Source organism: Rhodococcus pseudokoreensis (assembly GCF_017068395.1).
Lineage (GTDB): Bacteria > Actinomycetota > Actinomycetes > Mycobacteriales > Mycobacteriaceae > Rhodococcus_F > Rhodococcus_F pseudokoreensis.
The window spans coordinates 7014750-7040741 of sequence record NZ_CP070619.1; the positions used below are offsets into that span (position 1 = coordinate 7014750).

The following is a 25992-nucleotide window of genomic DNA, read 5'->3' on the forward strand; positions in this document are numbered from 1 at the left end:
TCTCCCGTTCTCGATTCGAGGGTCGGCTGTCGTGGTGTCAAGGGGTATCTCCTGAGAAGAGGGGGACGATCGCGAGGGCGAGGGAGGTGAGTCCCAGCGCGACCAGGAGCATCGATACGGACGCACTGCGCCGAAGGACGCTGGCCCGAGGATCCTGTGGGTCGTACCACAGCCAGAGGACCTGTCCGGCAACGAATTCGTTCCTGCCGGCGTCGGGCAGGGCGGCGCCGAGTGCCGGTCCGGGATCGAATGTCTTTCGCCGGCCCGTGAACTCGTCGCCCCCGACCCGGTACGCGTACGTGACCGCGGGTCGTACGTCGACGACCGAGCATTCGGACCCGGTCCACGACCGGGACCGCCACAGCGCGACGACGCCCGGAATCCCACGGAACAGGAGGAACGCACCCGCGATGATCCAGACGGTGACCACACGGGCGACGTTACGGCCGCGGCGGTGGGGTCGTACAGCCTTCCCCGCAGCGTGAGCGGAACACCGTTTCCGCATGTGCACTCGTCGGCCGTGCACGAATGGTGTTGGACACCAGAGATTTAGGCTGTGCGTTGAAATCAGGACGAGTGGAAGACTCGGATAACCGGTGGTCCACGGCCTACGGTGGCCGTGCGAGAAACTTCGCAGAACTCCCACATCCGGCAGCATGTCCCGAAGGTGCGCGCAATGAGACCGAACTACTGGTACCTGGCGCGACGGGTGGGGCAGGCGTTCGTCGTGATCGCCCTGTCTTACACCCACGTGTTCTTCGTACTCAACGTTCTTCCCGGCAACCCGATCGAATCGCAGATCAACAGTCCCGAGAACCCGATTTCGGCGGAGGACGCCGAAACGCTGATCGCCTACTACAACCTCGACAAGTCGGCATTCGAGCAGTTCGCGATCTCCGTGCAACGACTGTTCGTGCACGGCGACCTCGGCTACTCGCTGACGTCGGGCAAATCTGTCGAACTCCTGTTGTTCTCGGCGCTTCCCTCGACGCTGAAACTGGCGTCCACGGCGCTGCTGCTCGCCATCGTGTTCGCGTTCGCCATCGCGCTGACCGCGGTGTTCGCGAAGGCGGCACGCATCCGGGAGGCCGCGCGTGCCATTCCGGCGGCGTTTCTGTCGACACCCTCGTTCATCGTCGGCCTTCTGCTGCTGCAGTTCTTCGCGTTCGAACTCGGGCTGGTCTCCGCCATCAGGGACGAAGGGGTGCGCTCGGTGATCCTGCCGGCGATCGCGCTGGCGATTCCCGTGTCCGCGCCCATCGCGCAGGTGCTCATCCAGGGGTTGCACAACGCGTCGGGTCAACCGTATGTCGACGTATTGCGGTCGAAGGGGCTGACGGAGAACCGGATCATCTTCCGGCACGTCCTCAAGAACGGGTCGATCCCGACCATCACGATCGTCGCCATCACGGTGGGGGAGCTGCTCGCGGGGTCCGTGATCACCGAAACGGTGTTCTCCCGCACCGGAATCGGATATCTCACCGAACAGGCTGTCCGCAATCAGGACACCCCTGTCATTCAGGCGGTGGTGATTCTGGTGTCGGTCATCTTCGTGGTCGCGAACCTGCTTGCCGATCTCGCGTACCCGCTGATCGACACGAGGATCTCCTTCGCGCCGGACAAGAAAGTGGTCACAGCATGAGTGTTGACGCGCCTGTGCGGCGCTCACCGGTCGGTCCTGCCGCGCCGCGACTGTCGTGGATGCGCAGGCACGGGCTGAGCGTCGGCGACGTCCTGTCCGTGGTGTTTCTGCTCCTGGTGCTGCTGTGCATTCTGCTGCCGGGAGTGCTGGCGCCGTTCGATCCGCTCGCCGAGTCGCCGGAGCATCCGCTGGAGGGGCCGAGCCTCGGCCACCCGTTCGGTACCGACTACATCGGCCGCGACGTGCTCAGCCGCGTCATCCACGGTGCGGCGACCACCATCAGCGGGTCGGTCATCGCGGTGATCCTCGGACTGGTGGTCGGCAGTGTGCTCGGGTTGACCTCGGCGTACTTCGGCCGCGCCTACGACACGGTGGTCAGCCGCGTCGTCGACGTCCTGCTGTCCATTCCGGCTCTGCTGCTGGCGATCACGATCATCGTCGCGCTGGGCTTCGGAACGGTCAACGCCGCCATCGCCGTCGGGGTCTCCTCCGTAGCGGTGTTCTGCCGGTTGATGCGGTCGGAGGTCCTTACGATCAAGCATCAGCCGTTCGTCGAGGCCAGTGAACATCTCGGTGCCAACAGGATCTGGCTGCTGGGACGGCACATCCTGCCCAACGCGTACTCCTCGGTGCTGTCGCTGGCGGCGCTGCAGTTCGGTTCCGCGATCCTCTCCATCGCGGCGCTGAGTTTCCTCGGGTACGGCGCCCAGCCGCCGAACCCGGAATGGGGCCTTCTCATCGCGGAGGGCCGCAACTACATCGCCACCGCGCCGTGGCTGGTGGCGTTCCCGAGCGTGGTCATCATCCTGACCGTGCTCAGTGTCGGCAAGTTGAGTCAGATCGTCCGGAAGCAGGTGGGTTGATGACAGCGATCGCGGAAGCACCGGTCACGAGTTCGGCCGGGCAGCGGGACGGCGGGCCCTTGATCGTCGCCCGGTCCCTGCACATCGAGTACGCGCCCGACTCCCCGCACCTGCCCGCCGCGCAGGTGGTGAACGACGTGAGCTTCCAACTCGAGCGCGGACAGACGCTCGCCGTGGTCGGCCAGTCGGGTTCGGGGAAGACGACCATTGCGCGGGCCGCCATCGGACTCCTGCCGGGAAACGGCCGGATCTCGTCCGGCAGCGTGCACATTCTGGGCCGGGACGTGACCGGGTACGGGCAGAAGCAGTGGCGTGAGCTGCGCGGCGGCACCATCGGATTCGTGCCGCAGGATCCGCTCGGTTCACTCGACCCCCTGCAACGCGTCGGCGACCAGGTGGCGGAGACCCTCCTCGTGCACGGGCGGGCCACCCGCCGGGACGTCTGGACGAAGGTGACGCGCCTGCTCGACCGGGTGGGGATCCGCAATCCCGCCGAACGCGCACGCGCGTACCCGCACCAGCTGTCCGGTGGCCAGCTGCAGCGGGTGCTCATCGCCATCGCGATCGCGGTCGAGCCTGCGGTGCTCGTCGCGGACGAACCGACGTCGGCGCTCGACGTCACCGTGCAGAAACGCATTCTCGACCTCCTCGCCGACCTGCAGGACGAACTCGGTCTCGGCATCCTGTTCATCACCCACGACCTGGCACTGGTGCGCGACCACAGCGATTCGGTGCTGGTCCTCAACGACGGCCGCGTCCGCGAGGCCGGACCCGCCGGCGAGGTCCTCGACCACCCGAAGGACCCTTACACCGTCAGACTGATGAGCGATGCGCCTGCGCTCTCACCCGGCAAGTACGCCGGCCGACGCCCCAGCGCGGACCCGTCGGCGGCACCGCTGCTCGAGGTCCGGAACCTGACGAAGACGTTCCCGACGGGCCGGCGCGGCAAGGGCGGGCCGGCGACGGTGGCCGCACTCGACTCGGTGTCGTTCTCCGTCGCCCGCGGCAGCACGCACGCGCTGGTCGGCGAATCGGGCTCCGGCAAGACCACCACCGCGCGAATCATCGCCGGACTCAGCACGTTCGACTCCGGTGAGGTGCTCGTCGACGGCCGCCCGCTGAAGTCCGACCCACGGTCGTACCGCCGGAACTCGCGGGTGCTGCAGACGGTGCAGCAGAATCCGCTGGCCGCGATGGACCCGCGCTACACCATCGCCGACGTGATCGAGGAGCCACTGCGGATCGTCGGATCGGGTGACCGGGCGAGCCGGGTCGCCGCGGTGCGCGACGTTCTGGACAGGGTCGCGCTGCCGTCCGATGTCCTCGGCCGGCGGCCGCTCGAGATCTCGGGAGGTCAACGTCAACGGGTGGTGCTGGCGCGCGCACTCGTCCTGGCCCCGGAGATCCTGGTGCTGGACGAGCCGACGTCGGCGCTGGACGTCACCGTGCAGGCACAGATCGTCGACCTCCTGGTGGATCTGCAGGCCCAGCTGGGTTTGACGTACCTGTTCATCTCGCACGACCTCAGCCTGGTCCGTCAGATCTCGGACACGGTGACCGTGCTCGAGCACGGCCGCCTCGTCGAGTCCGGTTCGGTCGCCGAGGTTTTCGGCAACCCCGCCGACCCGTACACGGCGCGCCTGATCGACGCGGTCCCGGGCAGGATTCCGCTCACCGTCTGACATGCCTGCCACCCACAGCATTCCGACACACTTCACCCGACCCGGAGGTTCACGGCTCATGGCACGCAGGTTCGGACGCTACCGGCTGGCGGCGTTCATCGCGGCGACGACGATGGTGGTGGCGTCGTGCAGTCAGGCGCACGGCGCCACCGAAACGGGATCGCAGGTCAAGCCGGGCGGCGACCTGGTGTACCTCGACGCCGAGGTGACGGCGTCCATGCAGATCCAGGTGTCGTACTGGCAGAACAGTCTGGTCAAGGATCAGCTCCTCGACCGACTCGTGTACCAGGACCCGGACACGTTCGAGTTCGTGCCGTGGATCGCGCAGAGCTGGACAGTCGACGAGCCGGGAACCACCTATCAGTTCGTCATCCGGGACGGCGTCACCTACAGCGACGGCAGTGCCCTCGACGTGGCCAGCGTGAAACGCAACATCGAGTGGCTGGCCGAGGGGGACAAGCCGAAGGGGATCCCCCGCAACGCGTGGTTCCCGAAGGTGACGGCGGTCGACACGGACGCGGCCGCCCGCACGGTCACCGTGCATCTGGCGGAACCGAACGCCCCGTTCCTGGCGGCGTTGTCGATGAACACCGCCGGCCTCGTCGCGGACGCCACCATCGACGCGAGCAAGGAAGATCAGTCGGTGGTGACCAATCTGATCGGCAGCGGTCCCTTCGTGGCGGAGTCGGAAATCCCGAACAAGGAGATCAAACTCGTCAAGCGCCGCGGGTACGACTGGGCGCCCGCCACCGCGAAGCACCAGGGTGAGGCGTACCTGGAGTCGGTCACGGTGGTGCCGATCGAGGAGGACAGCATCCGCGTGGGTGCGTTGCGCTCCGGGGAAGGCGACGCTCTCCGGTACACCCAGCCCCCGGACGAGGCCCTGCTGCAGAAGGAGGGTTTCACCGTTCTGGGTCTGCGCACGCCGGGTCTGGCCAACGTCCTCGACGTGCGGCAGACCGCCGATTTCGTCGACGACGTCAATGTCCGGAAGGCGCTGATGTACGGGATCGACCGCGACCAGATCGTGTCCACGCTGTACTCCGACAACTGGAAACCCGCGAACAGCATCATCACCGAGGGCGCGCTGGGGTGGAAGGACCGCTCCGACGAGGTGCGGTTCGACCCGGATGAGGCGAATCGTCGACTCGACGCATCGGGATGGACCACGCGGGACGCCGACGGGATCCGGCAGAAGGACGGCAGGCCGCTCGAACTGAGCCTGTACATCGATGTCTACGACCACACGTCGAAGCCGCTGTACGAACTGGTCCAGCGCCAGCTGCGTGCAGTGGGGATCTCGCTGCAGCTGAAGCAGACCGACTTCGCGAACTACCCGAAGGCGACCGCGGATCCGAAACTGAGCCTGCGCCGGAACGGGTGGCCCACCGCCGACACGTTCCGGCTGACCCAGAACTACGACAGCGACCAGGGCGATCTGTTCCAGCTCGAGGGCAACGACCCGTACCTCGACGGCCTGCTCCGATCGCAGGTCACCGAGACGGACCGGACCAAGCGGATCGCGTTGATCGAAGAGATTCAGGATCACGTCATCGACAACGCCTACACGATCCCCCTTCTGCTGGACACCCAGATCTTCGCCGTCGCCCCGCACATCCACGATTTCCGCAACGCGGCGAACTCCGTGCCCTGGTTCTACGACACGTGGACCGAACACAAGTGAGTGCCACTGTGGGGCAAACTGTTTCACCCGATCTCGCCTCACAATCAGACTGAGCGCAATGCTCGTCCCGGGCGCAACGCTCTGGGAAGGTAAAGGCAATCGCGGAGAGGGGAACCGTCATGAGTCGTCATTCCGTCGTCGGGCTGCACCTCGACGCAGCCGTCGTCACGCACGTGCTCGACCCGAGGCAGCGGGCGCGGCGAGAAGAGTTCGGGCGCAGCATAGACGAGTCGGGAATCGATTTCCTCGTTCTCGGCGGTGCCCGCCCGGATGCGGGGGAATCGAGCCACGCGGCGATCGATGCGACGGCGGCCGCCACAATCCTGGCCCGGCACACCAGCGCGGTGGGACTGGTGGTGGCCGGCGCCGTCGTCCGTGATCACCCGTTCAATCTCGCGCGCCGGCTCGGCTCCCTCGACCACGGATCGCACGGCAGGGCCGGATGGCTGGTCGAGACGCCCGACCGTTCCGCCGGAAGCTGGGCGACCGCGGACCCGGTGGACGCCGCGGCCGATGCCGTGTCGGTGGTCCGGAAGTTGTGGGAGAGCTGGCCCGGCGACAGCATCGTCGACGACGCCGAGCGCGGCATCTTCGCGGACTCCGAACGAATCGTCCACATCGATCACTCGGAGATCTTCTCCGTCTCCGGCCCGCTCAACGTTCCCGAGCCGCCGCAACGCAAGCCGCCCGTCTTCTGGCGCCCCGCGACCGCGGCCGAACAGATCGCGGCGCGGCGCACCGCCGACGCGGTGATCCTTCCGGACGAGAACGCGGTGCGCCGGTACCGGGCGCACTTCGACCCGGACGCCGCCCGGGACCAGGTGTTACTGATCGATCGGCAGTGGACACACGGCAGCGCCCTGCCCGCGACGGAGGCCGACGGCGTGATCATCCGCGGGTTCACCGCACCCGATCTGCCCGCCCTGCTCGACGCGGTGCGCCGCGAGCCGATCCTCCACGACCCGCGGCGCACCCTGCGTGACCGTCTGGGTCTGCAGGCGGCGGAGGCCGTGCTGTCCGGCGGCCGCAGCGCGTTCCCGGTCAGCTGACCATTTCACCGAAGACAGGAGAATCACGATGACAGCGGTATCCGAGGCCCCCGCACCGGAGGCGGTGCGCCCGCCCGCACGCGGCTCCGCCGAACTGGCGGCCGTGATCGCCGAGATCGCCGACGACGCCGCGCGGCGGCGTGCCGGTGGCGGCACCGAAGGACCGCACCGGGCCGTCGAGTTAATCCGCGAGCACCGCCTCGGGGCCGTCCGCGCGCCCCGCGAGCAGGGCGGCGGCGGGTACACCCTGCAGGACCTGTTCGACCTGGTGATCGACCTCGCCGAGGCCGATCCCGACGTTCCGCACATCATCCGCGTCCACTACGCCTTTGTCGAGGAACTGCTGCGGGTGCCGCGCACCGAGCGCAAGGACGCATGGTTGCCGGACATCCTGTCGGGCAGGCTGTTCGGCGGCGCGTCCTCGGAACTGAGCACCCGCGCCGTCGGCTCCTACAGTTTCGAATCCACGCTGACTCCGCAGTCCGGTGGGTACCGCCTCGACGGTGTGAAGTTCTACAGCACCGGGTCGCTGTACTCCGATTTCGTCCGGGTCTCCGCCAACGTCCCGGACGGAAAGGCGCTCAGCGCCATCGTGCCCGCCGACCGCGCGGGGATCGTCCACGAGGACGACTGGGACGGAATCGGCCAGCGGCACACGGGCAGCGGGACGACGGTGTTCGAGAACGTCGCCGTCGCCGAGTCCGAGACCCTGCCGTTCCGGGGTGGCGACGAGGAGACCCGGCCGCGTCAGGCGCTTCCTCAGCTGTACCTGCACGCGATCGCGGCGGGCATCCTCCGCACCGTCACGACCGAGGCGGCCGCGCTGATCCGGGGCCGCAAGCGCAGCTTCGTGTTCGCTGTGGCCGAGGAACCACGGCACGACCCGCAGTTGCTCGAGGTCGTCGGAACGCTGTCGGCGGCGGCCTTCGCGGCGGAGTCGGTGGTCCGCGCGGCCGCCGCAGCCCAGGATGTGGCCGCGAACGCCGCCCGCACGTCCGGCGTCGACGCCCGGCTCGAGCAGGACGCCGCGGTCCTGGCCGCCAAGGTGAAGGTGTCCATCGAGGACATCGCGCTCCGGGCCGCCACCCGGTTGTTCGAGGTGGGCGGCGCCTCGGCCACCCGGGAGTCTGCACACCTGGACCGGCACTGGCGGAACCTGCGAACCCTGTTCTCCCACAACCCGACGGTGTACAAGGCGCGGGTGATCGGCGACCTCGTGGTCAACGAGACACCGCTCCCCGACACCGGATTCTTCTGATTCGGAAGGCGAAGCCGTGAGTAGCTCCCGACGCCAACTGGTGCTCAACGTGAACGTGCTCGACGTGGGCATCGCCCCCGGGGCGTGGACGCTCGACGACGTGCACTCCCACTCGTTCGTCGATCTCGACCACTTCACCGCGGTCGCGCGGATCGCCGAGCGCGGCACCCTCGACGCGTTCTTCCTCGCCGACGGTCCCGGCTTCTGGGAGAACCCCCGGGTGAAGCCGACCCGGGCGCTGGAACCGTCGGTGATCCTGGCCGCCGTGGCGACGGCCACCGAGAACCTGGGGCTGATCGGGACCGCCTCCACCACGTTCAACGACCCGCGCGATCTCGCCGAACGCTTCCTCTCCCTCGACTACCTCAGCGGTGGCCGGGTGGGGTGGAACGTCGTCACCACGTATTCGTCAACGGCCGCAGCCAATTTCGGCTTCGACCAGATCCCGGACCGCGACTACCGCTATCGCCGTGCCGAGGCGTTCGTCGGCGTGGTCACCGCGTTGTGGGAGAGCGCCCGCAGCGGTGTCCCGGTGTCGCACCACAGCGAGTTCTTCGACGTCGACGGCGTGCCGCGGGCGCCGGCGTCGGAGCAGGGGCAGCCGCCGCTCGTGCAGGCGGGAGGGTCGCCCGCCGGGCGTGAGCTCGCCGGACGCACCGCGCACGGCGTGTTCTCCGCAGAACTGACGCTCGACTCCGCGCGCAGGCACTACAAGCACGTCAAGAACGTGGCGCGGGCGGCAGGCCGCAACCCGGACGACGTGAAGATCCTGCCCGGGCTGATCACCGTCATCGGCTCGACGGAAGCGGAGGCCGTCGCACGACACGAGCAGCTCCGCGAACACGTCCCTGCCCGGTTCGGCTGGGACCGGCTGAGTCTGACGCTCGGTGTCCCGCTCGCGGAACTCGACCTCGACCGGCCGATCCCGCAGTCGCTGCTGGACGGGCCGCCCGACCCGGCGACGTTCTCGGGTTCCCTCGGGTTCCGCGAATCGGTGGTCGGGCTGGCGCGTGAGCGGAACCTGACCGTGTCTCAGCTCCTGCGCGAGCTGAACGGCGGCGGTGGGCACCGAGCCGTCATCGGGACCCCGGAACAGGTGGCCGACACCATCGAGGCGTGGTTCCGTGCCGAGGCGGCCGACGGATTCAACCTCATGCCCGACGCGTTCCCGTCCGGCCTCGACACCTTCGTCGACGAAGTGGTGCCCCTGCTCCGCAAGCGGGGACTGTTCCGCCACGACTACGCGGAGAAGACCCTGCGCGACCGCTTCGCGGTGCCGCTCCCCGAGTACGGCGCCGCACGGTCGGCCTGACGGAGTCCAGACGGTAAGGAGGCCTGGTGAATTCACCGCGGTCGGGGTCGCAGGCGGTCGAACGGGCGATCGCGGTTCTCGCCTGCTTCGAGGGCGGCGCCACCGACCTGACGGTCAGCGCGCTCGCCGCCCGTACCGGATTGGCCGTCAGCACCGCGTACCGCATCGTGCAGGCCCTCGCCCGCGGCGGATTGCTCGAACGCGACGAGCACACCGACTGCTATCGGGTGGGGCCGAGCCTGATCTCCCTCGCCGTGCCGTCGCTGGGGCGGCACGACGCCGAAGCGTTCGCCCCGCACCTGTATTCGCTCGCCGCGCGAGTGAAGCTGACCGCCAGCCTCTCCGTCGCGAAGGACGATGTCGCGGTGACGGTGTTCTCCGCGCGCCCACCCGAACGGTTCTGCACGCATCAGCTGCCCGGCGCGCGCCAGCCACTGCAGACCAGCGCGATGGGCATGGCGATTCTGGCTTTCGGTTCGGCGTCCGCGCGGCGGGGCCGTCCGGCGTCCCCGGAGCTTGAACGGGTCCGGCGGCTGGGGTACGCCGCGGCCTTGTCCTCCGAGAACCGGGACGTGCTCGCCGTCGCGGTTCCCGTTCTCGACGCCGACGGACGGCCCCGCGGCGCGCTGGGGGTCCAGGCGCTCCGCCGTCGACTCACCGACGATCTGGTGCGGGAGATCGTGCCGCCGATGCGGGGCGTCGCGGCGCGGATCGGTGCCGGCGCCGGAACCGCATTTCCCGCATTCCGGTAGGGAAAAACTCAGGGTGAACCTTTTTCGCATTGTGAAAAAAGCGTTGTAGCAACGCGGTTCGGGATTCGATGATGATCGCGACGTATCGATTCAGCCCGAAACTCAGGAGTACCCATGACCCTCACCACCGCAGCGCCCACCGACTCGGATCGGTCCGCCGACACCGCGCTCGAGGTCCGTCCCGTCGCCGGGCACATCGGCGCCGAGATCTCCGGGCTCGACCTCCGGAACGAACTGGCCGACAACGAGGTAACGCAGGTCCGCAACGCCCTGCATCGCTACAAGGTGCTGTTCTTCCGCGACCAGGAGATCGGGCACGCCGAACAGATCGCGTTCTCCCGCAAGTTCGGTGACGTGACGCCGTCGCACCCCTACGACGACGAAGCGCCCGAGGGCTTCCCGCAGATCCTCGCCGTCGACAGCCGCAAGTACGAGAAGCGGTTCGGGCGCAAGAAGTACAGCTACGACAACAAGTGGCACACCGACGTCACCGCGCTGATCAACCCGCCGGCAGGCACGATCCTGCGCGCACACCTCGTCCCGGAGCAGGGCGGCGACACCCAGTGGACCAACCTCGTCGCCGCCTACGAGGGTCTGCCGGATTCGCTGAAGCGCCTCGTCGACGGCCTCCGCGCCGAACACCGGTTCGGCGGCAGGCACCCGCAGTGGGCCGAGGACAGCAGCTACGCCCAGAAGACGCGGGAGAACCCGCTGGTCACCGAACACCCGGTGGTCCGGGTTCACCCGGTGACGGGGGAGCGTGCCCTGTTCGTGACGCCCGGGTTCACCGCCCGGATCGTCGGGGTGTCGCCGTCCCAGAGCGACCGCCTGCTGGACCTCCTGTTCGCCGAGGTGACGAATCCCGCCTACACGGTGCGTTTCCGCTGGGCGCCGGGCAGCCTCGCGTTCTGGGACAACCGCGCCACCGCGCACCTCGCGCCCACCGACCTCGACCACCTCGACGTCACCCGGGTCCTGTACCGCACCACCCTCGAGGGCGACATTCCCGTCGGCCCCGACGGCAAGGAATCCACGTCCATCGCCGGTGCCGCGTTCCCCGGCGAGAAGTAGGCGGCTCCGCCGCCCGTGCGTGGTTAGCGAGTCCCTACACTCGCCGGCCACTCACGGGCTGTGGAGTGCCCGGCGGACGGCGTCGGCGAACGCGGCGTGGTCGTGGATCAGCCAGCCGTGACCGCCGGTGACGGTGTGGACCGGCGGATTGCGCAGTGCGTGCCGCAGCGACTCGAAACTGGCGAGCGGGATCATCCGGTCGCCGCGGCCCCAGACGAGGGACACCGGTAGGCCGCGATCGGCGAGGACGCCGAGTTCCCGGCGCAGGTCCGCCCGCCTGGCCAGGTGCGCGGTGCGCCAGACCGCACCCGGATCCCGCACCGTGTTGGGCAGGAAACCGTTGACCAGCGACGCCGTCGTGTGGGCGATCGACCGGATCGACAGCGCCTCGCCCAGCATCGACGCGCCCCAGTCCCACAGCGGTCGCTCGCCGATGGGCCGGGTGTGCCAGCCGTCGGACGACCACGCGCCGCCGCCGACGGAATTGACCAGGACCAGGCGCGCGACCCGCTCCGGAAGGTCGTGAGCGGCCTGGATGGCGACGCCGCCGCCGAAGGAGTGTCCGACCAGGGTGACCGGTTCGCTGATTCCCGCGTCGTCGAGGAACCGTCCGAGCCAGGCCGCGTAACCGGCGAAGGTGCGGTCCTCGGGCGCGTGGTCGGGGGTGCCGCCGAAGCCGGGGAGGGTCGGCGTGACGATGCGATGCCCCTGCTGGGCGAGCGTCGCGAGGCTGCGGCCGTACACCTGCGGGGTGAGTCCCCATCCGTGCAGGAAGACGACGGGCGCGCCTGCACCCACGACGGTGAGGGTCGTGGTGTCCGCACCTGCGGGTTCCCCGAAGATCTCGGGTTCTGAGTTCTGGGTCAGTGACACGCACACAGCGTGGACGAGGGGCATGCCGTCGGTAACGGGCCGATTTACCCGAACGCATACCTGTTTCCGGGGTTTCGTGCCGGACCGGTCGGTTCGATATAGAATCGTTATCTACCTGTATTGCAAAAACAGGTATGTGTATGGGCCATTCGGCCGTTGCCCGCTGAGTTCGTGACCGGGATGTTATCTAACGTCTCGTCCGAACGGCACGGATGCCGCCGGACTCTCAAATTGAAGGACTCAGCTCAATGGCCAAGCATAGATTGCGTCGGGGCAATCGTCTGCAGTTTTCGACCGGCGGTCTTCTGATCGCCGCCGGTGTGGGAGTGGGAGCGTTCCTGCTTCCCATCGCTCCCGCTGCAGCGGAGCCGATCACCATCCCAGGAATTGGGACGTTCGAGGTCCCGGGTGTACCGCCCGTGCCTCCGGTTCCATCCGCACCGGCTCCGAACCCCGGGCCCCTGCCGGGACCGGTCCCGGCCCCGCCGGCGATGCCGTCCACCCACGGTGCGCAGGCTCTCGCCGCCGCCGAGTCGAAGATCGGCTCGCCGTACGTCTGGGGTGCCACCGGGCCGAACTCCTTCGATTGCTCCGGCCTCGTGCAGTGGGCGTACAAGCAGGCGGGCATCTCGGTGCCCCGTACCACCTACGACCAGTTGAACGGGGGATCGCCCGTCGGCAAGGGCAGCCTGCAGCCGGGTGATCTGGTCCTGTTCAACGGGGCGGAGCACGTCGGGCTCTACGCCGGGAACGGCACGGTCGTCCACGCGCCCACCGCCGGGCAGCCCGTCAAGCAGTCGCCCCTCGATTCGATGCCGTTCTACGCGGCGCGCCGCTACTAGGCGGCTCCGCCACCCGTGCGTGGTTAACGAGTCTCTGGACTCGCAAACCACGCACGGGGCGCGAAGCGCCCTACGAGTTGCGGATCAGATCCGACGCCCGCTCACCGATGAGGACCGACGGTGCGTGGGTGTGCCCGCGGATGATGGCGGGCATGATCGACGCGTCCGCGACCCGCAGTTTGTCGATCCCGCGAACCCGCAGGTCGGGTGTGACGACGCTCGCGTCGTCGTTGCCCATGCGGCACGTCCCGACCGGGTGGTAGAGCGTGTGCGCGTTCTCCTGCAGTGCCCGTTCGAGGATCTCGTCGATCGGGGTGCTCGGCTCCACGGCCGGGCGAATCAGATTGCCCAGCCGCGACTTCAGCGCCGGAGCCGACGCGAGGGCGTCGCACAGGCGCAGTCCCTCGAGCATCGCCCGCCGGTCGACTCCGCCGCTGTCGCTGAGGTAGCGGGGATCGATGATCGGTTTGGCGAGGGGATCCGCCGACTTCAGCGAAATCTCGCCGCGACTCTCGGGTTTGACGAGGATGGCGCCGATCACCGCGGCGTGCCCGGTCGCCGGGATGAGGCCCTCGTCGAAGAACGGCGCCGGCCCGAAGATCATCTCGAGGTCGGGCAGTGCCAGGTCGTCCCGGCTGCGCGTGAAACCGTACGCCTCGGCCACATTCGACGTCAGCATGCCGCGGCGGCGGGTCAGGTAGTTGAGCAGTTCCGGGATCTTCTCCGCGGCGAACAGCGAATCGGAGTCGACGCTGTAGCCGAGGAACGACACCAGGTGGTCGAGCAGGTTCTTCCCGACCTCCGGCAGGTGCTGTTGCACCGCGATGCCGTGCGCCCGCAATTGCGCCTCGTCGCCGATGCCCGACAGCATGAGGAGTTGCGGGGAGTTGATCGCCCCACCGGCGAGGATCACTTCCTTCGCGGCGCGGACGGTGCGCCGCACCCCGTCCTTCTCGTATTCGACGCCGACGGCCGCGGAGCCCTCGAACAGCACCCGGGTGGCCTGGGCGCCGGTGAGGACGGTCAGGTTCTTCCGCTTCAGCGCCGGCCGCAGGTAGGCGTCGGCCGTGCTCCACCGCGCGCCCCGCTTCTGCGTGACCATGGTCTGTGAGAAACCTTCGGGCCGAGTGGTGTTCGCCCGTTCGACGGGGTACCCGGTCTCCTCGGCGGCCGCGAGGAACGACCCGGTGAGGGCGCGGGGGCTCCGCTGGTGCGAGACGACGATCGGCCCGCCGATGCCGCTGTCGGCGTCCGACGCGTCCTGCACGTTCTCGATGCGGCGGAAGTATTTGACCACTTCCCGGAACGACCACGTGTCGTCGGTGAGTTCGGCCCACTCGTCGTAGTCGGCGGCGAACCCACGCACCCACATCATCGCGTTCATCGACGACGAGCCGCCGAGCATCTTGCCGCGCGGCCAGTAGATGGTGCGCCCACCGAGCCCGGGTTGCGGCTCCGTCAGGTAGTCCCAATCCAGCTCACTGCGAAACAGTTTCGAGAAGGCGGCGGGGATGTGCGCGAACTTGTCCTTGTCCTCACCGCCGGCCTCGAGGACCACGACCTCGCTGCCGGAGTCGGCGCTGAGTCGGTCGGCGAGCACCGCACCTGCCGAACCCGACCCCACGATCACGTAGTCGGCCACAGACAGTTCCTGATTCATCGTTCATCTCCACTTCGACGGGGGTGACGGGACGAGGACACGCAGCCTCACCCGCGCAGCGCGGACGCGAAGATCGCCGGCAGCCGGGTCCATGAGGGTGCACCGGCAAATCCTGTCAGTAATCGGCCCGTCGTGGCGGCGGTTCGGTTGGTGACGAACCACGGCGGCTTGGGCGAGATGGACATCTCGCGGCTCAGGATCGACCGCGGCGACGGCCGGAACGGGCCGCGGACGACGGTGCGTTCCGGCCGGTCGATGAGCAGCGCGTTGTGCACCACGCCGATGCCGCTCTGCACGTCGTTCAGGGTGTGGCCGGGGAAGGCTCCCCAGGTGGCGGTGGCGGTCAGGTAGCCGACGCCGGTCCACGCGTTGACGGCGATGGTCCCGTAGCGGAGGCTCTCGAGCAGCGAGTCGAACTCCGCACCCAGCTCGCGGATGGTCTGCGGCGCCGCGACGATGTTGATGCCGAGGGTGCCTACGAAGTCCGCGTTGACGAGGTCGGCAGCGTGGGCCGCGAACTCGGCACCGCCGTGGGGAAGGTCGATCACGCCGAGCACCGGCGCGAAGTACTCGGTCTGCAGCAGCGGGGCGTAGGCGCCGGGCTCGAGATCGGTGACGAGGACGCGTCCGCCGTTCTCGCCGAGGCGGGCCGCGGTGGGGAACGACGCGACGGCGCCGGCGACCCGGGCGTCGCTGCCGGGGTAGTACGCGGCGCGTTCGGGTGCCGTGTCGAGCGCGTCCTTCAGGGCGGCCACGAACTCGTCGCGCTGCTTCCACTCGGACGACACGACCACCGCCTGCGCCGCGACGCAGTTGTAGCCGCCGTTGTGCAGCCGTTGCGTCGCAATGTGTTCGGCCTGGAACTTGATGTCGGCGCGGCTCCATTCGCCGGGCAGCACGATGGTGGGGGACACGCCGCCGAGTTCACTGGAGATGGCCTTGCCGAGGAGGGGGTCGTTCGCCGCCTTGCGTCGCGCACCGTCCTTGCCGGTCCCGAACACGATCGCGTCGTGGGTCAGCGCGCTCCCGGTCATGTGCACGTGGTCGACCAGGTCGTGGTGCACCAGATACGTTCCGACGTCCGCGCCGCCGGTCAGCAACCGGACCGCGCCGATCGAGATGAGCGGTTCGAGGACCCGCGTCAGCACCGGCAGCAGTCGATCGGTGACGGGGTTGAGCTTGAGGGCGACGACGCGGTTGTGCGCGATCAGTTCGTACAGGGTGTCGAGCGGGGCGATCGAGGTGATGTTGCCGGCGCCCAGGACCACGCCGATGCCCTGCGTCCGCGACGGGTCCCGCTGGGCGAGTCCGGCGTCGCGCTGTGCCGTCGCACGATCGATTCCCGGCTGCAGCCACACGTCCGCGCTGAATCCGCTGAGCAGCAACTTGTCGAAGATGTTCAGTGGCAACGCCTTGACGGTGGTGCGGCCGCCCGGCGCGGTGCCGAACGTGGCGCCGTCCAGCGGGCTGGTGCCGGCGTCGAGTTTCGCCAGGCTCGCGGACAGTGCCGCGGTGCCGGTGGCCAGCGGGTACGGTCCGGACATCCATTCCTCGCCGACCAGCGGCGACTTCGGGTCCAGGCCCTTGATCGCGACCGCGGCGTCCACCCAGTCGGCGGCATGCTGCACGGTGAGGTCGTGCACCTTGTCGAGGAGTGTCCTGCGGTCGGTGAGGGTGAGGTCGGCCCAGGTCTTCTCGCCCTCGGCGAGGTCGGCGAGGGCCGCGTCGACCTCCGGGTGCGGCGAGGTGGCCTCGGGTTCTGAAGTGCTCACGGTGGACAGCTCCGCTCGGGTCGAGTACATGGTGGACCGCACCACAAAACTGTGGCGTAGAACACCGATTCTCGTCCCCGATTCGGGCGCCGCGCCATAGGCAGCGGCTGTGAATGTGGCCCACCGGGGCTATGCCGTCGCACAAAAGGGGGATGGCGCCGAGTACGTGCGGTCGATAGTCTTGCCCGATGACTGTCAGCCCGGATGTCGCGCCGTCGCCCACCGATCTCCTGGGCTCGATGCTGGAGTCGGTGGACCAGTTGTCCGAGGAACTCGTCTCGCGCATCCTGTCGGCCGAGCACGGCTACGTGGAGGCGACCCTCCTCACCCCGGAGCAGTTGTACGCGGCGTGCGTCGACAACCTGACGGCGATGCTGGGCAACCTCGCGGGCAGTGCGCCGATCCGGCTGGAGGCAGCGCGTGCGGCCGGACAGCTGAAGGCCGAACAGGGGGTGCCGCTCGCGGCGCTGCTCCACGCGTTCCGGCTCGGGGGCCGTCTGATCTGGGACGAACTGATGAACCGCTCGGAGGGCCGCGCCACCAACGCGCTGCTCGACATGGCCGCCCAGGTGTGGGCGCTGGTCGACGTCTACTCGGACAGCGCCGCGGAGGCCTACCGGGAGACCGCCGACCTGCGTGCCCGCGAGGACGCCGAGTCGCGGGGCCGGCTGATCCGCACCCTCTTCGGTGACCATGCCGCCAACCCGGCAGGCGCCGCCGACGCACTCCGCACGTTCCGGATCCCGGAGAACAGCACGTTCCTCGTCGTGTCCGTCGAGGCGGCGGCGGCCCCGTCCGCAGCGGACGTCGTCCAGTCGGAGCTTCGCGGTGCGGGGGTCGACTCGGTGTGGGACTCGGAGGTCGACGGCCGGGTCGGGCTGCTGTGGGCCGCTACCGCCGAGGTCCTCGATTCGGCGCTGGTCGTCCTCGGCCGCACCGGTCACGGACGGATCGGCGTCAGCTCGGCGTTCGGACGTCCGGGTGGGACGAGCCGGGCCGTGGAGCAGGCGCGGATCGCCCGCCGCTGCGCGAGTCACGGCGGGGGTACCGTCACCCGCTACGAGTCGGTGCCGGTGTCGCTGCTGCTGGTCAGTGTTCCCGACGCCGGGAAGCTCGCGTCGAACCAGATCCTCGGACCGGTGCTGGCCCTGCCCTCGGAGGAACAGGAAAGCCTGCTCGCCACCCTCGACGCCTGGTTCTCCTGCCGCGGCTCCACGACGGCGGCGGCCACCCAGTTGCACTACCACCGCAACACCGTCCTGTACCGGCTGCGCCGAATCCACACCCTCACGGGACGCGACTTCTCCGACCCCATCGACGCCGCCGAACTGTACGTCGGACTGCGGGCGCACCAGTTGCTCGGTTCGTAGACGCCGTCTGGCTGCGGCGAGCGGACTTCAGAATTGCCGGTTGGCGAGGACGGGCAGTGTCTCGCGGACACGCGTCACCAGGGTGCTGTCGATATCGACGGTCAGTAGTCCGGGTCCGGAATCGAGTTGTCCGAGAATGGTTCCCGTGGGGGAGCTGACGATGCTGTGGCCGACGCCGAGCGGCGTGGTTCCCTGGACGGTTTCGCCGAACGCTGCAGGGTCTGCCTGGTCGCACGCGGCGACGAAGGTGGTCGAGTCCAGTGCCCGGGCGCGGGCGAGGAGCGTCCACTGGTCGATCTTGCCTTGCCCTGCACCCCAGGACGCGGCGACAACGGTCAGCGCCGCCCCGCGGTCGGCGAGCGTCTGGAACAGGCCGGGAAATCGGATGTCGTAGCAGGTGGCGAAGCCGACGCCGACTCCGTCCACGGAGACCACCAGCGGGTCGGCGCCCGGTGCCACGGTGTCGGATTCGGCAAAGCCGAAGGCGTCGTAGAGGTGGATCTTGTCGTAGTGGGTGTCGACGCCGCCTCCGGTGACGAGGAGTGTGTTCCGCACCCGCCCGTCGCCGGACGGTGTGAACATCCCGGCGACGACGGTGATTCCGGCCCGGGCGGCGCACCGGCGGACGGCGTCGGCCCACGGGCCGTCGAGCGGTTGCGCGACGCTTGCGAGCGGTCCGCCGAACCGCTGCATGGTTGCCTCCGGGAACACGACGAGCCGGGCGCCCGCGTCGACGGCCGCTGACACCTGCTTCTCGACGGATTCGAGGTTGGCCTCGGGGTCCATGGAACTGGTGATCTGGGCAAGGCTGAGGCGGAGCATCATATTATTTCTCCTAGCTGCGAGAACATTGGTGTATACATACTGTATGCAACAAATGGATGGGGTCGACGGTCCAACTGCCGAGTTGTCGGGTCGGGAGAAGGCGTACCTGTATGTCCGGGACCAGGTGCTGACGTCACCGGCGGCGACGGGTTCGTTCCTCAGCGAGCAGGATCTCGCGACGAAGGTCGGGGTCTCCCGCACTCCGGTCCGCGAAGCCCTGCTGATGCTGCAGGCCGAGGGCCTCGTCGAGATGGTGCCCAAGCGGGGCGCGCACGTACCCGCGATGTCGGGCCGTCAGATCACGGAGTTGATGGAGCTGCGCGGCGTCCTCGAACGACATGCCGCGAGTCGGGCACTGACCTCCGGGCGAGTTCCCCTCGAATCGATGCGCGCCGCGCTCGCCGAGCAGGAAACCTTCGCGACCGGCGCGAGCGTCGATGCTGCTCGCGCGTTCATCGACTGGGACGGCCGTTTTCATCAGGTCCTCATCGATTCGGCAGGCAGTGAGTTGCTGTCCACCACCTATGCCGGACTGCGTGCGCGTCAGCTCCGCATCGGTCTGACGGCCCTGTTCAGTGCCTCGGACCGTCAGCACAATGTGTGCGCCGAGCACCAGGCGATCATCGACGCACTCGAGGTCGGCGACGAAGGCCTGGTGCACGAGAAGATCAACAGTCATCTCGAGGTTACTCTGCAGATCCTGTTGCGCGCCTAGCATTCTCGGTCGACAGCAACGCGTAGTGCTCGTCTTCGGTGGGGTCGGGGTTGCGGCCGAGTGCGAGGCCGAGCAGGGTCAGCGCTCCGACGATCAGCACGTAGATCGCGATCGGCACCCAGCTGTCCGTCTTACTCAACAGATACGTGAAGATCAGCGGTGCCATGGCGCCGCCGAACACGCCGGCGATGGTGTAGGCGAGCGAGCTGCCGGTCGAGCGCAACGGGACCGTGAACTGTTCGGTCACGAATGCCGCCTGGGGTCCGTACATGAACGAATGGAATCCGAGTCCGACGACGACACCGAGGATGAGCAGCGGAAACGAGCTGCCGCCGATGACGACGAAGAACAGGGCGCTCCAGGCGACGCCGCCGACGGCGGCGATTGCGTAGACCAGGCGCCGGTTGATGCGGTCCGAGATTGCGCCGGCGAGCGGGATCAGGCCGAGTTGGAACGCCGAGCCGATCAGGATGGCCGCGAGAACTTCGCCGCGGTCGAAGCCGAGTTTCCTGGTGCCGTAGGTGATCGCGAAGACGGTGAACAGGGCGTAGATCACGTCCGGGGCGATGCGAGACAGGATGGCGGCGATCAACGGTCTGGCCTGCGTCTTGAACACGTCGCTGATGGGCGCCTCGGCGCGCTCGCCGGATTCTTGCAGCGCCTTGAAGACGGGGGTGTCTTCGAGCTTCAGCCGAATCCAGAGGCCGAAGCCGACCAGGAGGGCCGACATCAGGAAGGCGAGACGCCATCCCCAGGATTCGAACTGGGCCTCGGTCATCGAGATCGTGAGGAGGGCGAGCACGCCGTTGGCCATCAAGTTGCCTGCAGGAGGGCCGATCTGGGCCGCTGAGGACCAGAAGCCGCGTTGGCGTGGGTTGCCGTACTCGCTCGACAGCAGTACCGCACCACCCCACTCGCCGCCGACGGCCACGCCCTGTGCGAATCGGAGCACGACGAGAATGGCGGGCGCCGCGATGCCGATGCGGTCGTAGCCGGGCAGCAACCCGATCGCGAATGTGGTCACGCCGATCAGGAGCAGGGTGATGACGAGCAGTTGTTTGCGTCCGATGACGTCCCCGAGTCGTCCGAAGACGAAGCCGCCGATCGGTCTCGCCACGTAGCCGACCGCGTAGGTGGAGAACGCGAGCAGGGTTCCCGTCAGGGGATCACTGTCCGGGAAGAAGATCTGCGGGAAGATCAGTGCGGCCGCCGCCGAGTAGACCGCGAAGTCGTACCACTCCAGCGCGGTGCCGGTGAGGCTGGCGGCAAACGCTTTCGCCAGTCCCTTCTTGTCGACGGGTGCGGATCTGTCGGCATCGACGGAGGTGGACTCTCCGATCATGGCAACTCCTTGTGGGTTGAATTCTTGTCCCGCGCGGCGCGGATGTCCCGTGTTCCAGGTCACCGTCGCCGTTGTACGCAACATATACTTGCTGTATACAAGACGTATGCGCAACCCCTCGAGCGCAGAAAGAACGAGAAAGTAACAATCTGCCCTGATCGTCAGACGGGATCAGGGCCCGGAATACAGGAGTTTCCTCCCATGTCGCAGCTCACGTTCACCCTGCCGGACGGCACTGTCGAAAACGTCGCGGTCACCACCCTCCTCAACGCCGGGTATGCCGGACGGAACCAGGAAGAGGTCGCGTCCCACATCGCCGAGCTCGCAGAACTGGGCGTACCGGCACCGACCACGATCCCGGCGTTGTACCCCATCTCGCCCTACCTCGCACAGCAGGCGACGACGGTGTCCGTTCAACACGGACGAACCTCGGGCGAAGCCGAGTGGGCGCTGGTCATCACCGACGACGACGTGCTGCTGACCGTCGCATGCGACCACACCGACCGCGACCTCGAGGTGCACAGTGTGGCGTGGAGCAAGAATGCGGCACCCGACGTTCTCGGGTCACGCGCATGGCGGCTGTCCGAGATCGCCGACCGCCTCGACGACATCACCCTCTCGGCATGGGTCGGCCAGGGCGACGGCGAACCCTCCACCCTCATCCAGAGCGGAACCCTGGCCGACCTGCTCGCCCCGAAGTACTGGCTCGACGTCCTTCGCGAGCGGGGCTTGCACAAGGCGGGCACCGTCCTCGTGTCGGGGACGATCTCGATGCGGCACGGTGTGGATCAATTCGCCGACGCATGGAAGGTCGAAATGCGGGACCCGTCCACCGGAGACGCACTGACCTGCAGCTACCGCACCGTGCGGATGCCTGCGCCGATCGGCTGATCCGCGCCTACCTTCGGGGAATCAGCACGCCGGGCCCGCCCGAGGACCGACAATATGGTGAGTCGAGCAGGGGGCAGTGCCATGGAGTTCGTCGTAGGGAACGACTTCGGCCCCACCGACCGCATCGTCGGCTCGATCGTCGACATGGCCGGGATCTCGCGGGCGAAGGTGCTGCCCGCCCCGAGGCTGTCCACATTCGTCGACGCCGGTGCGGGCGCCTCCCCGAGCTGGAGTGTGTTCTGCGTCGACGACCACCTCGCGTTCACGCCGTCCTTCTCCGTGGTGGGCGACCTTCGACTGCGGATCGACGCCGGCGACGTGAGAAATCTGGGCGACGGCACGTACTGGGCGCCGGCGTGCCTCACCGAGCAGGACGGGACGCCGTCGCTCGCGTGCACCCGGGATGCGCTGCGGCGGGTGACGACGCGGCTGGCGGAGTCCGGGTTGAGCGCGCGGATCGGCCACGAGATCGAGTTCACGTTGTTCGACGCGGCGACGGCCGAGGAATGGTCCGCGTACGGCCTGAATGCCGTTCTCGCGCACGATGAATTCTTCGCACGACTGCTCGCCGCGGCGGCGACGGCCGAGCTGCCGATCGAACAGGTTCACGCCGAGGCCGGGCTCAACCAGTTCGAGGTGTCGCTCGCCCCCGCCGATCCGGTCACGGCGGCCGACGACGCGGTGCTGGCCCGCGCACTGATCAGCCGGACCGCGCGGGCCCAGGGGCTGCGGGCGTCGTTCTCACCCATGCCCGTCGCGGGCGGTGCGGGAAACGGCGCCCACCAGCACGTGTCCTTCGCCGAGGGCGACCGGCCGATCCTGTCCGGAGGCCCGGGCCCACACGGGCTGGCGGATGCCGGTGGAGCCGCGGTCGCCGGGATCCTGCGGGCGCTACCCGAGTTCACGGCGGTTCTCGCCGGGTCGGCGCTGTCGCATCTGCGCTTGCGCCCGGGGATGTGGTCCGGGGTGGCGCGCTGCTGGGGGCTGGAGAACCGCGAGGCCGCGGTCCGCCTGTGCACGGACACCGCCGGGAACCCACACGGCGCGAACCTCGAGATCAAACCCGTCGACCCCTCCGCGAACCCGTACCTGAGCGGCGCCGCCATCCTCGGCGCCGCCCACGACGGCATCGCCGGCGAGCTTCCCCTCCCGGACGAGGTGTCGGTCGACCCGGCGAACCTGGCCGGCGCGCACGCCGTCGACCTCCTCCCGACCCTGCCGTCCGACGTGCTCGGAGCATTCGAGTCCTCGGCGCTGGCGCGGGACCTGTTCGGTCCGCTGATCGTGGAAGCCCTGACGGCGGTCAAGCGTTACGAGCACGCCGAATACCGGGACAAACCGGTCGACGAGGTCGCGCAACGCTTCCGGTACGCCTGGACGTCCTAGCTCGAGCGCTACAGCGCCTTCAGTTCTTCGGTGACTTCGGCGACCGACTTCTTGGCATCACCGAAGAGCATCGAGGTGCCCTCGGCGAAGAAGAGCGGGTTGTCGATGCCGGCGAACCCGGAGTTCATCGACCGCTTCAGGACGACGACGGACTTCGACTGGTCGACGTTGAGGATCGGCATCCCGTGAATCGGTGAGCTCGGATCGTTCCGCGCCGCCGGGTTGGTGACGTCGTTCGCGCCGATCACCAGGGTGACATCGGTGCGAGCGAACTCGTCGTTGATGTCGTCCATTTCCTTCATCGCGTCGTAGGAGACATCCGCCTCGGCGAGAAGGACGTTCATGTGACCGGGCATCCGCCCGGCGACGGGGTGAATGGCGTATTTGACCTCCACGCCCTTCGTCTCGAGCAGCTTCGCCATGTCCTTGACGGCGTGCTGGGCCTGCGCGACGGCCAGTCCGTATCCGGGGACGACGATGACCTGGTTGGCGTAGGCCATCTGGATCGCGGCGTCGGCGGCCGACGTCGCCTTGGCCGTGCGCACGACGCCGTCCGATGCTGCGACGTCACCGCCGCCGCCACCGAATCCACCGGCGACGATGGCAGGGATGGACCGGTTCATGGCCTTGGCCATGAGGTTGGTCAGGATGGTGCCCGAGGCGCCGACGATCATGCCGGCGACGATCATCGCCTGGTTGTTCAGTGCCAAACCTGCTGCAGCAGCGGATAACCCGGTCAGAGCGTTGAGAAGTGAGATGACAACGGGCATGTCGGCGCCGCCGATGGGAAGGACGACCATCAGACCGAGGATCCCCGACAGCACCAGAACGCCGACAATCCACAGCGGGCCGGTCGGGCCGTCCGGTGAGATCGCCCTGATACCGATGACCACCGAGAACGCTAACGCGGTGACGAGCAGCAGAGCGTTGAGCGGCTGCTGGAGCCTTCCGATTCCGATCGGACGACCGGGCAGGGTCTCCTGCAGCTTCAGGAACGCGATCACACTGCCCCAGAAGGAGATCGATCCGATCACCGCGGCGAAGAGCGATGCGACGACGATGTGGACCGTCGGCGATTCCCCGTGCTGGAATGCGGTGAACCCGTCCGAGTCCAGGAATTCTGCGTACGCGATCAACGCGACCGTGCCGCCGCCGACACCGTTGAACAGTGCGACCAACTGCGGCATTGCCGTCATCTTCGTGCGCAGCGCCGGCGGAACACCCAACGCGACACCGATCACGAGGCCGGAGACGATCAGGATCCAGTTCCCCATCTGCGCGCCGCGAATGGAGATCAGCGTCGCGACGACGGCGACAATCATGCCGACGGCGGCGATCTGGTTTCCGCGGACCGCGGTCTTCGGGCCCGTCAGTCCCATCAGACCGTAGATGAACATCGCGAACGCGACTATGTACAAGCCATTGACCAGGTATTCCATTACCGGTCACCATCCTTCGACACAGATGCGGCGGCCGGCTTGGCCTTGAACATCGCCAACATTCGGTCGGTGACCACGAAGCCACCGACCACGTTCACGGTTCCGAAGACGAGCGCGACGAACAAGATGATCTGCAACCCGAGCGACGGTTCGTGCACTTTGCCCAGGACGACCAACGCGCCCAGCACGACGATCCCGTGGATGGCGTTCGTACCCGACATCAACGGAGTGTGCAGGGTGTTCGGAACCTTGGAGATCACGGCGAAACCGACGAACCCGGACAGCACCAGGATCGCGATGTTCGCCAGAAGCGATGTGTACATCAGGCGCCCTTCTCTTCACGGGTGACGCACGCGCCGGCCAGAACCTCGTCGGAGAAATCGGGCGCGAGAGCACCATCTACGAGCATCAGTTCGATCAGCGCGGAAATGTTCTTCGAGTACAACTCCGACCCGTGCTCGGGCATGGACGCCGGCAAATTCAGCGGCGAGCAGATGGTCACGCCGTGCTTGACGACGGTCTGACCCGGTTCGGTGAGCTCGCAGTTGCCACCGGTTTCACCCGCGAGGTCGACGACGACACTGCCGGGCTTCATTCCTTCGACGGCGGCAGCGGTCACCAGACGAGGGGCGGGACGACCGGGCACCAAGGCCGTGGTGATCACGACATCGAAGCCTTTGATCGCCTCTTCGAGAGCCCGTTGCTGCTTCGCGCGCTCGTCCTCGGTCAGCTCGCGGGCGTAGCCGCCCTCACCGGCCGCGTCGATTCCGAGGTCGAGCCATTGCGCACCGACCGACCGCACCTGGTCGGCGACCTCGGGGCGCACGTCGTATCCGGTTGCGCGGCCACCGAGACGCTTCGCCGTCGCCAACGCCTGCAGACCGGCGACGCCGACACCGAGGACCAGCACCGTCGCAGGCTTCACCGTGCCCGCGGCCGTGGTGAGCATCGGGAAGAACCGGGTCGACTCCGACGCCGCCAGCAGAACAGCCTTGTATCCCGACACGTTCGCCTGCGAGGACAGCGCATCCATCACCTGGGCGCGCGAAATACGGGGAATCGCCTCCATGGCGTATCCCTCGATGCCGGCAGCTTCGAGCTCGGCAATCCGATTGTCCGCATTGCGCGGATTCAAGAAGCCGATCAATCTCGTCCCCGCGCTGATCCGGCTGATCTCGTCGGTGGACGGCGGCGCAACCTTCACCACCACATCGGCAGACCACGGATCGCCGATCTTCGCCCCGGCAGCGGTGTACAGGTCGTCGGGAATCAACGCCCCCAGACCGGCCCCGGACTCGACTACCACATCGACGCCCTTGCCGATCAGCGCGGACACAATTTTCGGCACCAGGGCCACCCGGCGCTCACCGGCACTCGATTCTCGAGGGACACCGACCAGACACCTCCGACTACTGCCGCTCGAAACTTGACTCGAGTTCACATCTGCACCTCGAAATGTCTGGAAGATTGGCTTGGGGAATTGGATTCGCGTGGCCTCGGTCGAGGCAGCGGAACAGGGTGCACCGTCGCCGACGTGACGTCGACGACGGTGCACTCAGTTTGA

23 protein-coding genes are annotated in these 25992 nt (G+C 67.9%); 14 read left to right on the forward strand and 9 right to left on the reverse strand.

Annotation, left to right across the window (positions count from 1 at the left end):
• Window positions 1-37: 37 nt before the first annotated feature.
• Complete coding sequence (locus tag JWS13_RS37155) at window positions 38-430, reverse strand: DUF3592 domain-containing protein (protein ID WP_206010313.1); 393 nt, start codon at window positions 428-430, stop codon at window positions 38-40.
• A gap of 246 nt (window positions 431-676) precedes the next feature.
• On the opposite strand from JWS13_RS37155, the gene JWS13_RS37160 reads away from it, so the two are divergent.
• The 9 genes from JWS13_RS37160 (at window position 677) to JWS13_RS37200 (ending at window position 11313) form a co-directional block, all read left to right on the forward strand.
• Window positions 677-1642: an ABC transporter permease gene (locus JWS13_RS37160; RefSeq protein WP_206010314.1), complete on the forward strand. Its 966-nt coding sequence runs from the start codon at window positions 677-679 to the stop codon at window positions 1640-1642.
• The gene (locus tag JWS13_RS37165; protein ID WP_206010315.1) at window positions 1639-2505 is read left to right on the forward strand and encodes an ABC transporter permease; all 867 of its coding nucleotides are present in this window, start codon (window positions 1639-1641) and stop codon (window positions 2503-2505) included. The genes JWS13_RS37160 and JWS13_RS37165 overlap by 4 nt, the downstream gene beginning before the upstream one ends.
• Entirely contained in the window at window positions 2505-4187 is a 1683-nt protein-coding gene (locus tag JWS13_RS37170) for a dipeptide ABC transporter ATP-binding protein (RefSeq protein ID WP_241032472.1), read from the forward strand. Before JWS13_RS37165 ends, JWS13_RS37170 begins: the two co-directional genes overlap by 1 nt.
• Before the next feature lie 58 nt (window positions 4188-4245).
• Window positions 4246-5871 (forward strand): ABC transporter substrate-binding protein, encoded by a 1626-nt coding sequence (locus JWS13_RS37175; RefSeq protein ID WP_241032473.1) that lies wholly within the window; start codon window positions 4246-4248, stop codon window positions 5869-5871.
• 119 nt (window positions 5872-5990) lie between these two features.
• Entirely contained in the window at window positions 5991-6920 is a 930-nt protein-coding gene (locus tag JWS13_RS37180; RefSeq protein ID WP_206010318.1) for an LLM class flavin-dependent oxidoreductase, read from the forward strand.
• Window positions 6921-6948: 28 nt separating this feature from the next.
• Complete coding sequence (locus JWS13_RS37185; RefSeq protein ID WP_206010319.1) at window positions 6949-8178, forward strand: acyl-CoA dehydrogenase family protein; 1230 nt, start codon at window positions 6949-6951, stop codon at window positions 8176-8178.
• A 16-nt stretch (window positions 8179-8194) separates the two neighbouring features.
• Window positions 8195-9490: an LLM class flavin-dependent oxidoreductase gene (locus tag JWS13_RS37190; RefSeq protein WP_206010320.1), complete on the forward strand. Its 1296-nt coding sequence runs from the start codon at window positions 8195-8197 to the stop codon at window positions 9488-9490.
• 26 nt (window positions 9491-9516) lie between these two features.
• The gene (locus tag JWS13_RS37195; protein WP_206010321.1) at window positions 9517-10242 is read left to right on the forward strand and encodes an IclR family transcriptional regulator; all 726 of its coding nucleotides are present in this window, start codon (window positions 9517-9519) and stop codon (window positions 10240-10242) included.
• Window positions 10243-10356: 114 nt separating this feature from the next.
• On the forward strand, window positions 10357-11313 hold the full coding sequence (locus JWS13_RS37200) for a TauD/TfdA dioxygenase family protein (RefSeq protein ID WP_206010322.1): 957 nt from the start codon (window positions 10357-10359) through the stop codon (window positions 11311-11313).
• 51 nt (window positions 11314-11364) lie between these two features.
• On the opposite strand, the gene JWS13_RS37205 is transcribed toward JWS13_RS37200, so the two are convergent.
• Window positions 11365-12192 (reverse strand): alpha/beta fold hydrolase, encoded by an 828-nt coding sequence (locus tag JWS13_RS37205; RefSeq protein ID WP_206011887.1) that lies wholly within the window; start codon window positions 12190-12192, stop codon window positions 11365-11367.
• A gap of 242 nt (window positions 12193-12434) precedes the next feature.
• Between JWS13_RS37205 and JWS13_RS37210 the strand changes: the two genes are divergently transcribed.
• Complete coding sequence (locus JWS13_RS37210) at window positions 12435-13028, forward strand: C40 family peptidase (protein WP_206010323.1); 594 nt, start codon at window positions 12435-12437, stop codon at window positions 13026-13028.
• A gap of 70 nt (window positions 13029-13098) precedes the next feature.
• Here the strand turns inward: JWS13_RS37210 and JWS13_RS37215 are convergent, their stop codons facing one another.
• Both JWS13_RS37215 and JWS13_RS37220 read right to left on the reverse strand, forming a co-directional pair.
• Window positions 13099-14688: a GMC family oxidoreductase gene (locus JWS13_RS37215; RefSeq protein WP_206010324.1), complete on the reverse strand. Its 1590-nt coding sequence runs from the start codon at window positions 14686-14688 to the stop codon at window positions 13099-13101.
• 47 nt (window positions 14689-14735) lie between these two features.
• Window positions 14736-16460 (reverse strand): aldehyde dehydrogenase family protein, encoded by a 1725-nt coding sequence (locus tag JWS13_RS37220; protein ID WP_206010325.1) that lies wholly within the window; start codon window positions 16458-16460, stop codon window positions 14736-14738.
• A gap of 188 nt (window positions 16461-16648) precedes the next feature.
• Here JWS13_RS37220 and JWS13_RS37225 point away from each other — a divergent pair, with 188 nt between their 5' ends.
• Window positions 16649-17830: a PucR family transcriptional regulator gene (locus JWS13_RS37225; RefSeq protein WP_206010326.1), complete on the forward strand. Its 1182-nt coding sequence runs from the start codon at window positions 16649-16651 to the stop codon at window positions 17828-17830.
• 27 nt (window positions 17831-17857) lie between these two features.
• Here the strand turns inward: JWS13_RS37225 and JWS13_RS37230 are convergent, their stop codons facing one another.
• Window positions 17858-18655, reverse strand: coding sequence for a carbon-nitrogen hydrolase family protein (locus JWS13_RS37230; RefSeq protein ID WP_206010327.1), 798 nt, complete (start codon window positions 18653-18655; stop codon window positions 17858-17860).
• A 43-nt stretch (window positions 18656-18698) separates the two neighbouring features.
• Between JWS13_RS37230 and JWS13_RS37235 the strand changes: the two genes are divergently transcribed.
• Window positions 18699-19370 (forward strand): GntR family transcriptional regulator, encoded by a 672-nt coding sequence (locus tag JWS13_RS37235; protein WP_206010328.1) that lies wholly within the window; start codon window positions 18699-18701, stop codon window positions 19368-19370.
• On the opposite strand, the gene JWS13_RS37240 is transcribed toward JWS13_RS37235, so the two are convergent.
• The gene (locus JWS13_RS37240) at window positions 19342-20712 is read right to left on the reverse strand and encodes an MFS transporter (protein WP_206010329.1); all 1371 of its coding nucleotides are present in this window, start codon (window positions 20710-20712) and stop codon (window positions 19342-19344) included. The two genes, JWS13_RS37235 and JWS13_RS37240, sit on opposite strands and share 29 nt — an antisense overlap.
• A gap of 201 nt (window positions 20713-20913) precedes the next feature.
• Here JWS13_RS37240 and JWS13_RS37245 point away from each other — a divergent pair, with 201 nt between their 5' ends.
• Window positions 20914-21603: a DUF2848 domain-containing protein gene (locus JWS13_RS37245; protein ID WP_087557978.1), complete on the forward strand. Its 690-nt coding sequence runs from the start codon at window positions 20914-20916 to the stop codon at window positions 21601-21603.
• An 81-nt stretch (window positions 21604-21684) separates the two neighbouring features.
• Window positions 21685-22989, forward strand: a complete 1305-nt coding sequence (locus tag JWS13_RS37250) for a type I glutamate--ammonia ligase (RefSeq protein ID WP_206010330.1) — start codon at window positions 21685-21687, stop codon at window positions 22987-22989.
• 8 nt (window positions 22990-22997) lie between these two features.
• On the opposite strand, the gene JWS13_RS37255 is transcribed toward JWS13_RS37250, so the two are convergent.
• From JWS13_RS37255 to JWS13_RS37265, 3 genes are read right to left on the reverse strand one after another with little or no spacing between them, the layout of a single operon-like run.
• Entirely contained in the window at window positions 22998-24428 is a 1431-nt protein-coding gene (locus JWS13_RS37255) for an NAD(P)(+) transhydrogenase (Re/Si-specific) subunit beta (RefSeq protein WP_206010331.1), read from the reverse strand.
• Complete coding sequence (locus tag JWS13_RS37260; RefSeq protein WP_206010332.1) at window positions 24428-24751, reverse strand: NAD(P) transhydrogenase subunit alpha part 2; 324 nt, start codon at window positions 24749-24751, stop codon at window positions 24428-24430. Before JWS13_RS37260 ends, JWS13_RS37255 begins: the two co-directional genes overlap by 1 nt.
• Window positions 24751-25869 carry a Re/Si-specific NAD(P)(+) transhydrogenase subunit alpha gene (locus JWS13_RS37265; protein WP_206010333.1) on the reverse strand — a complete coding sequence of 373 codons (1119 nt, stop codon included), beginning with the start codon at window positions 25867-25869 and terminating at the stop codon, window positions 24751-24753. Before JWS13_RS37265 ends, JWS13_RS37260 begins: the two co-directional genes overlap by 1 nt.
• Window positions 25870-25992: the final 123 nt, after the last annotated feature.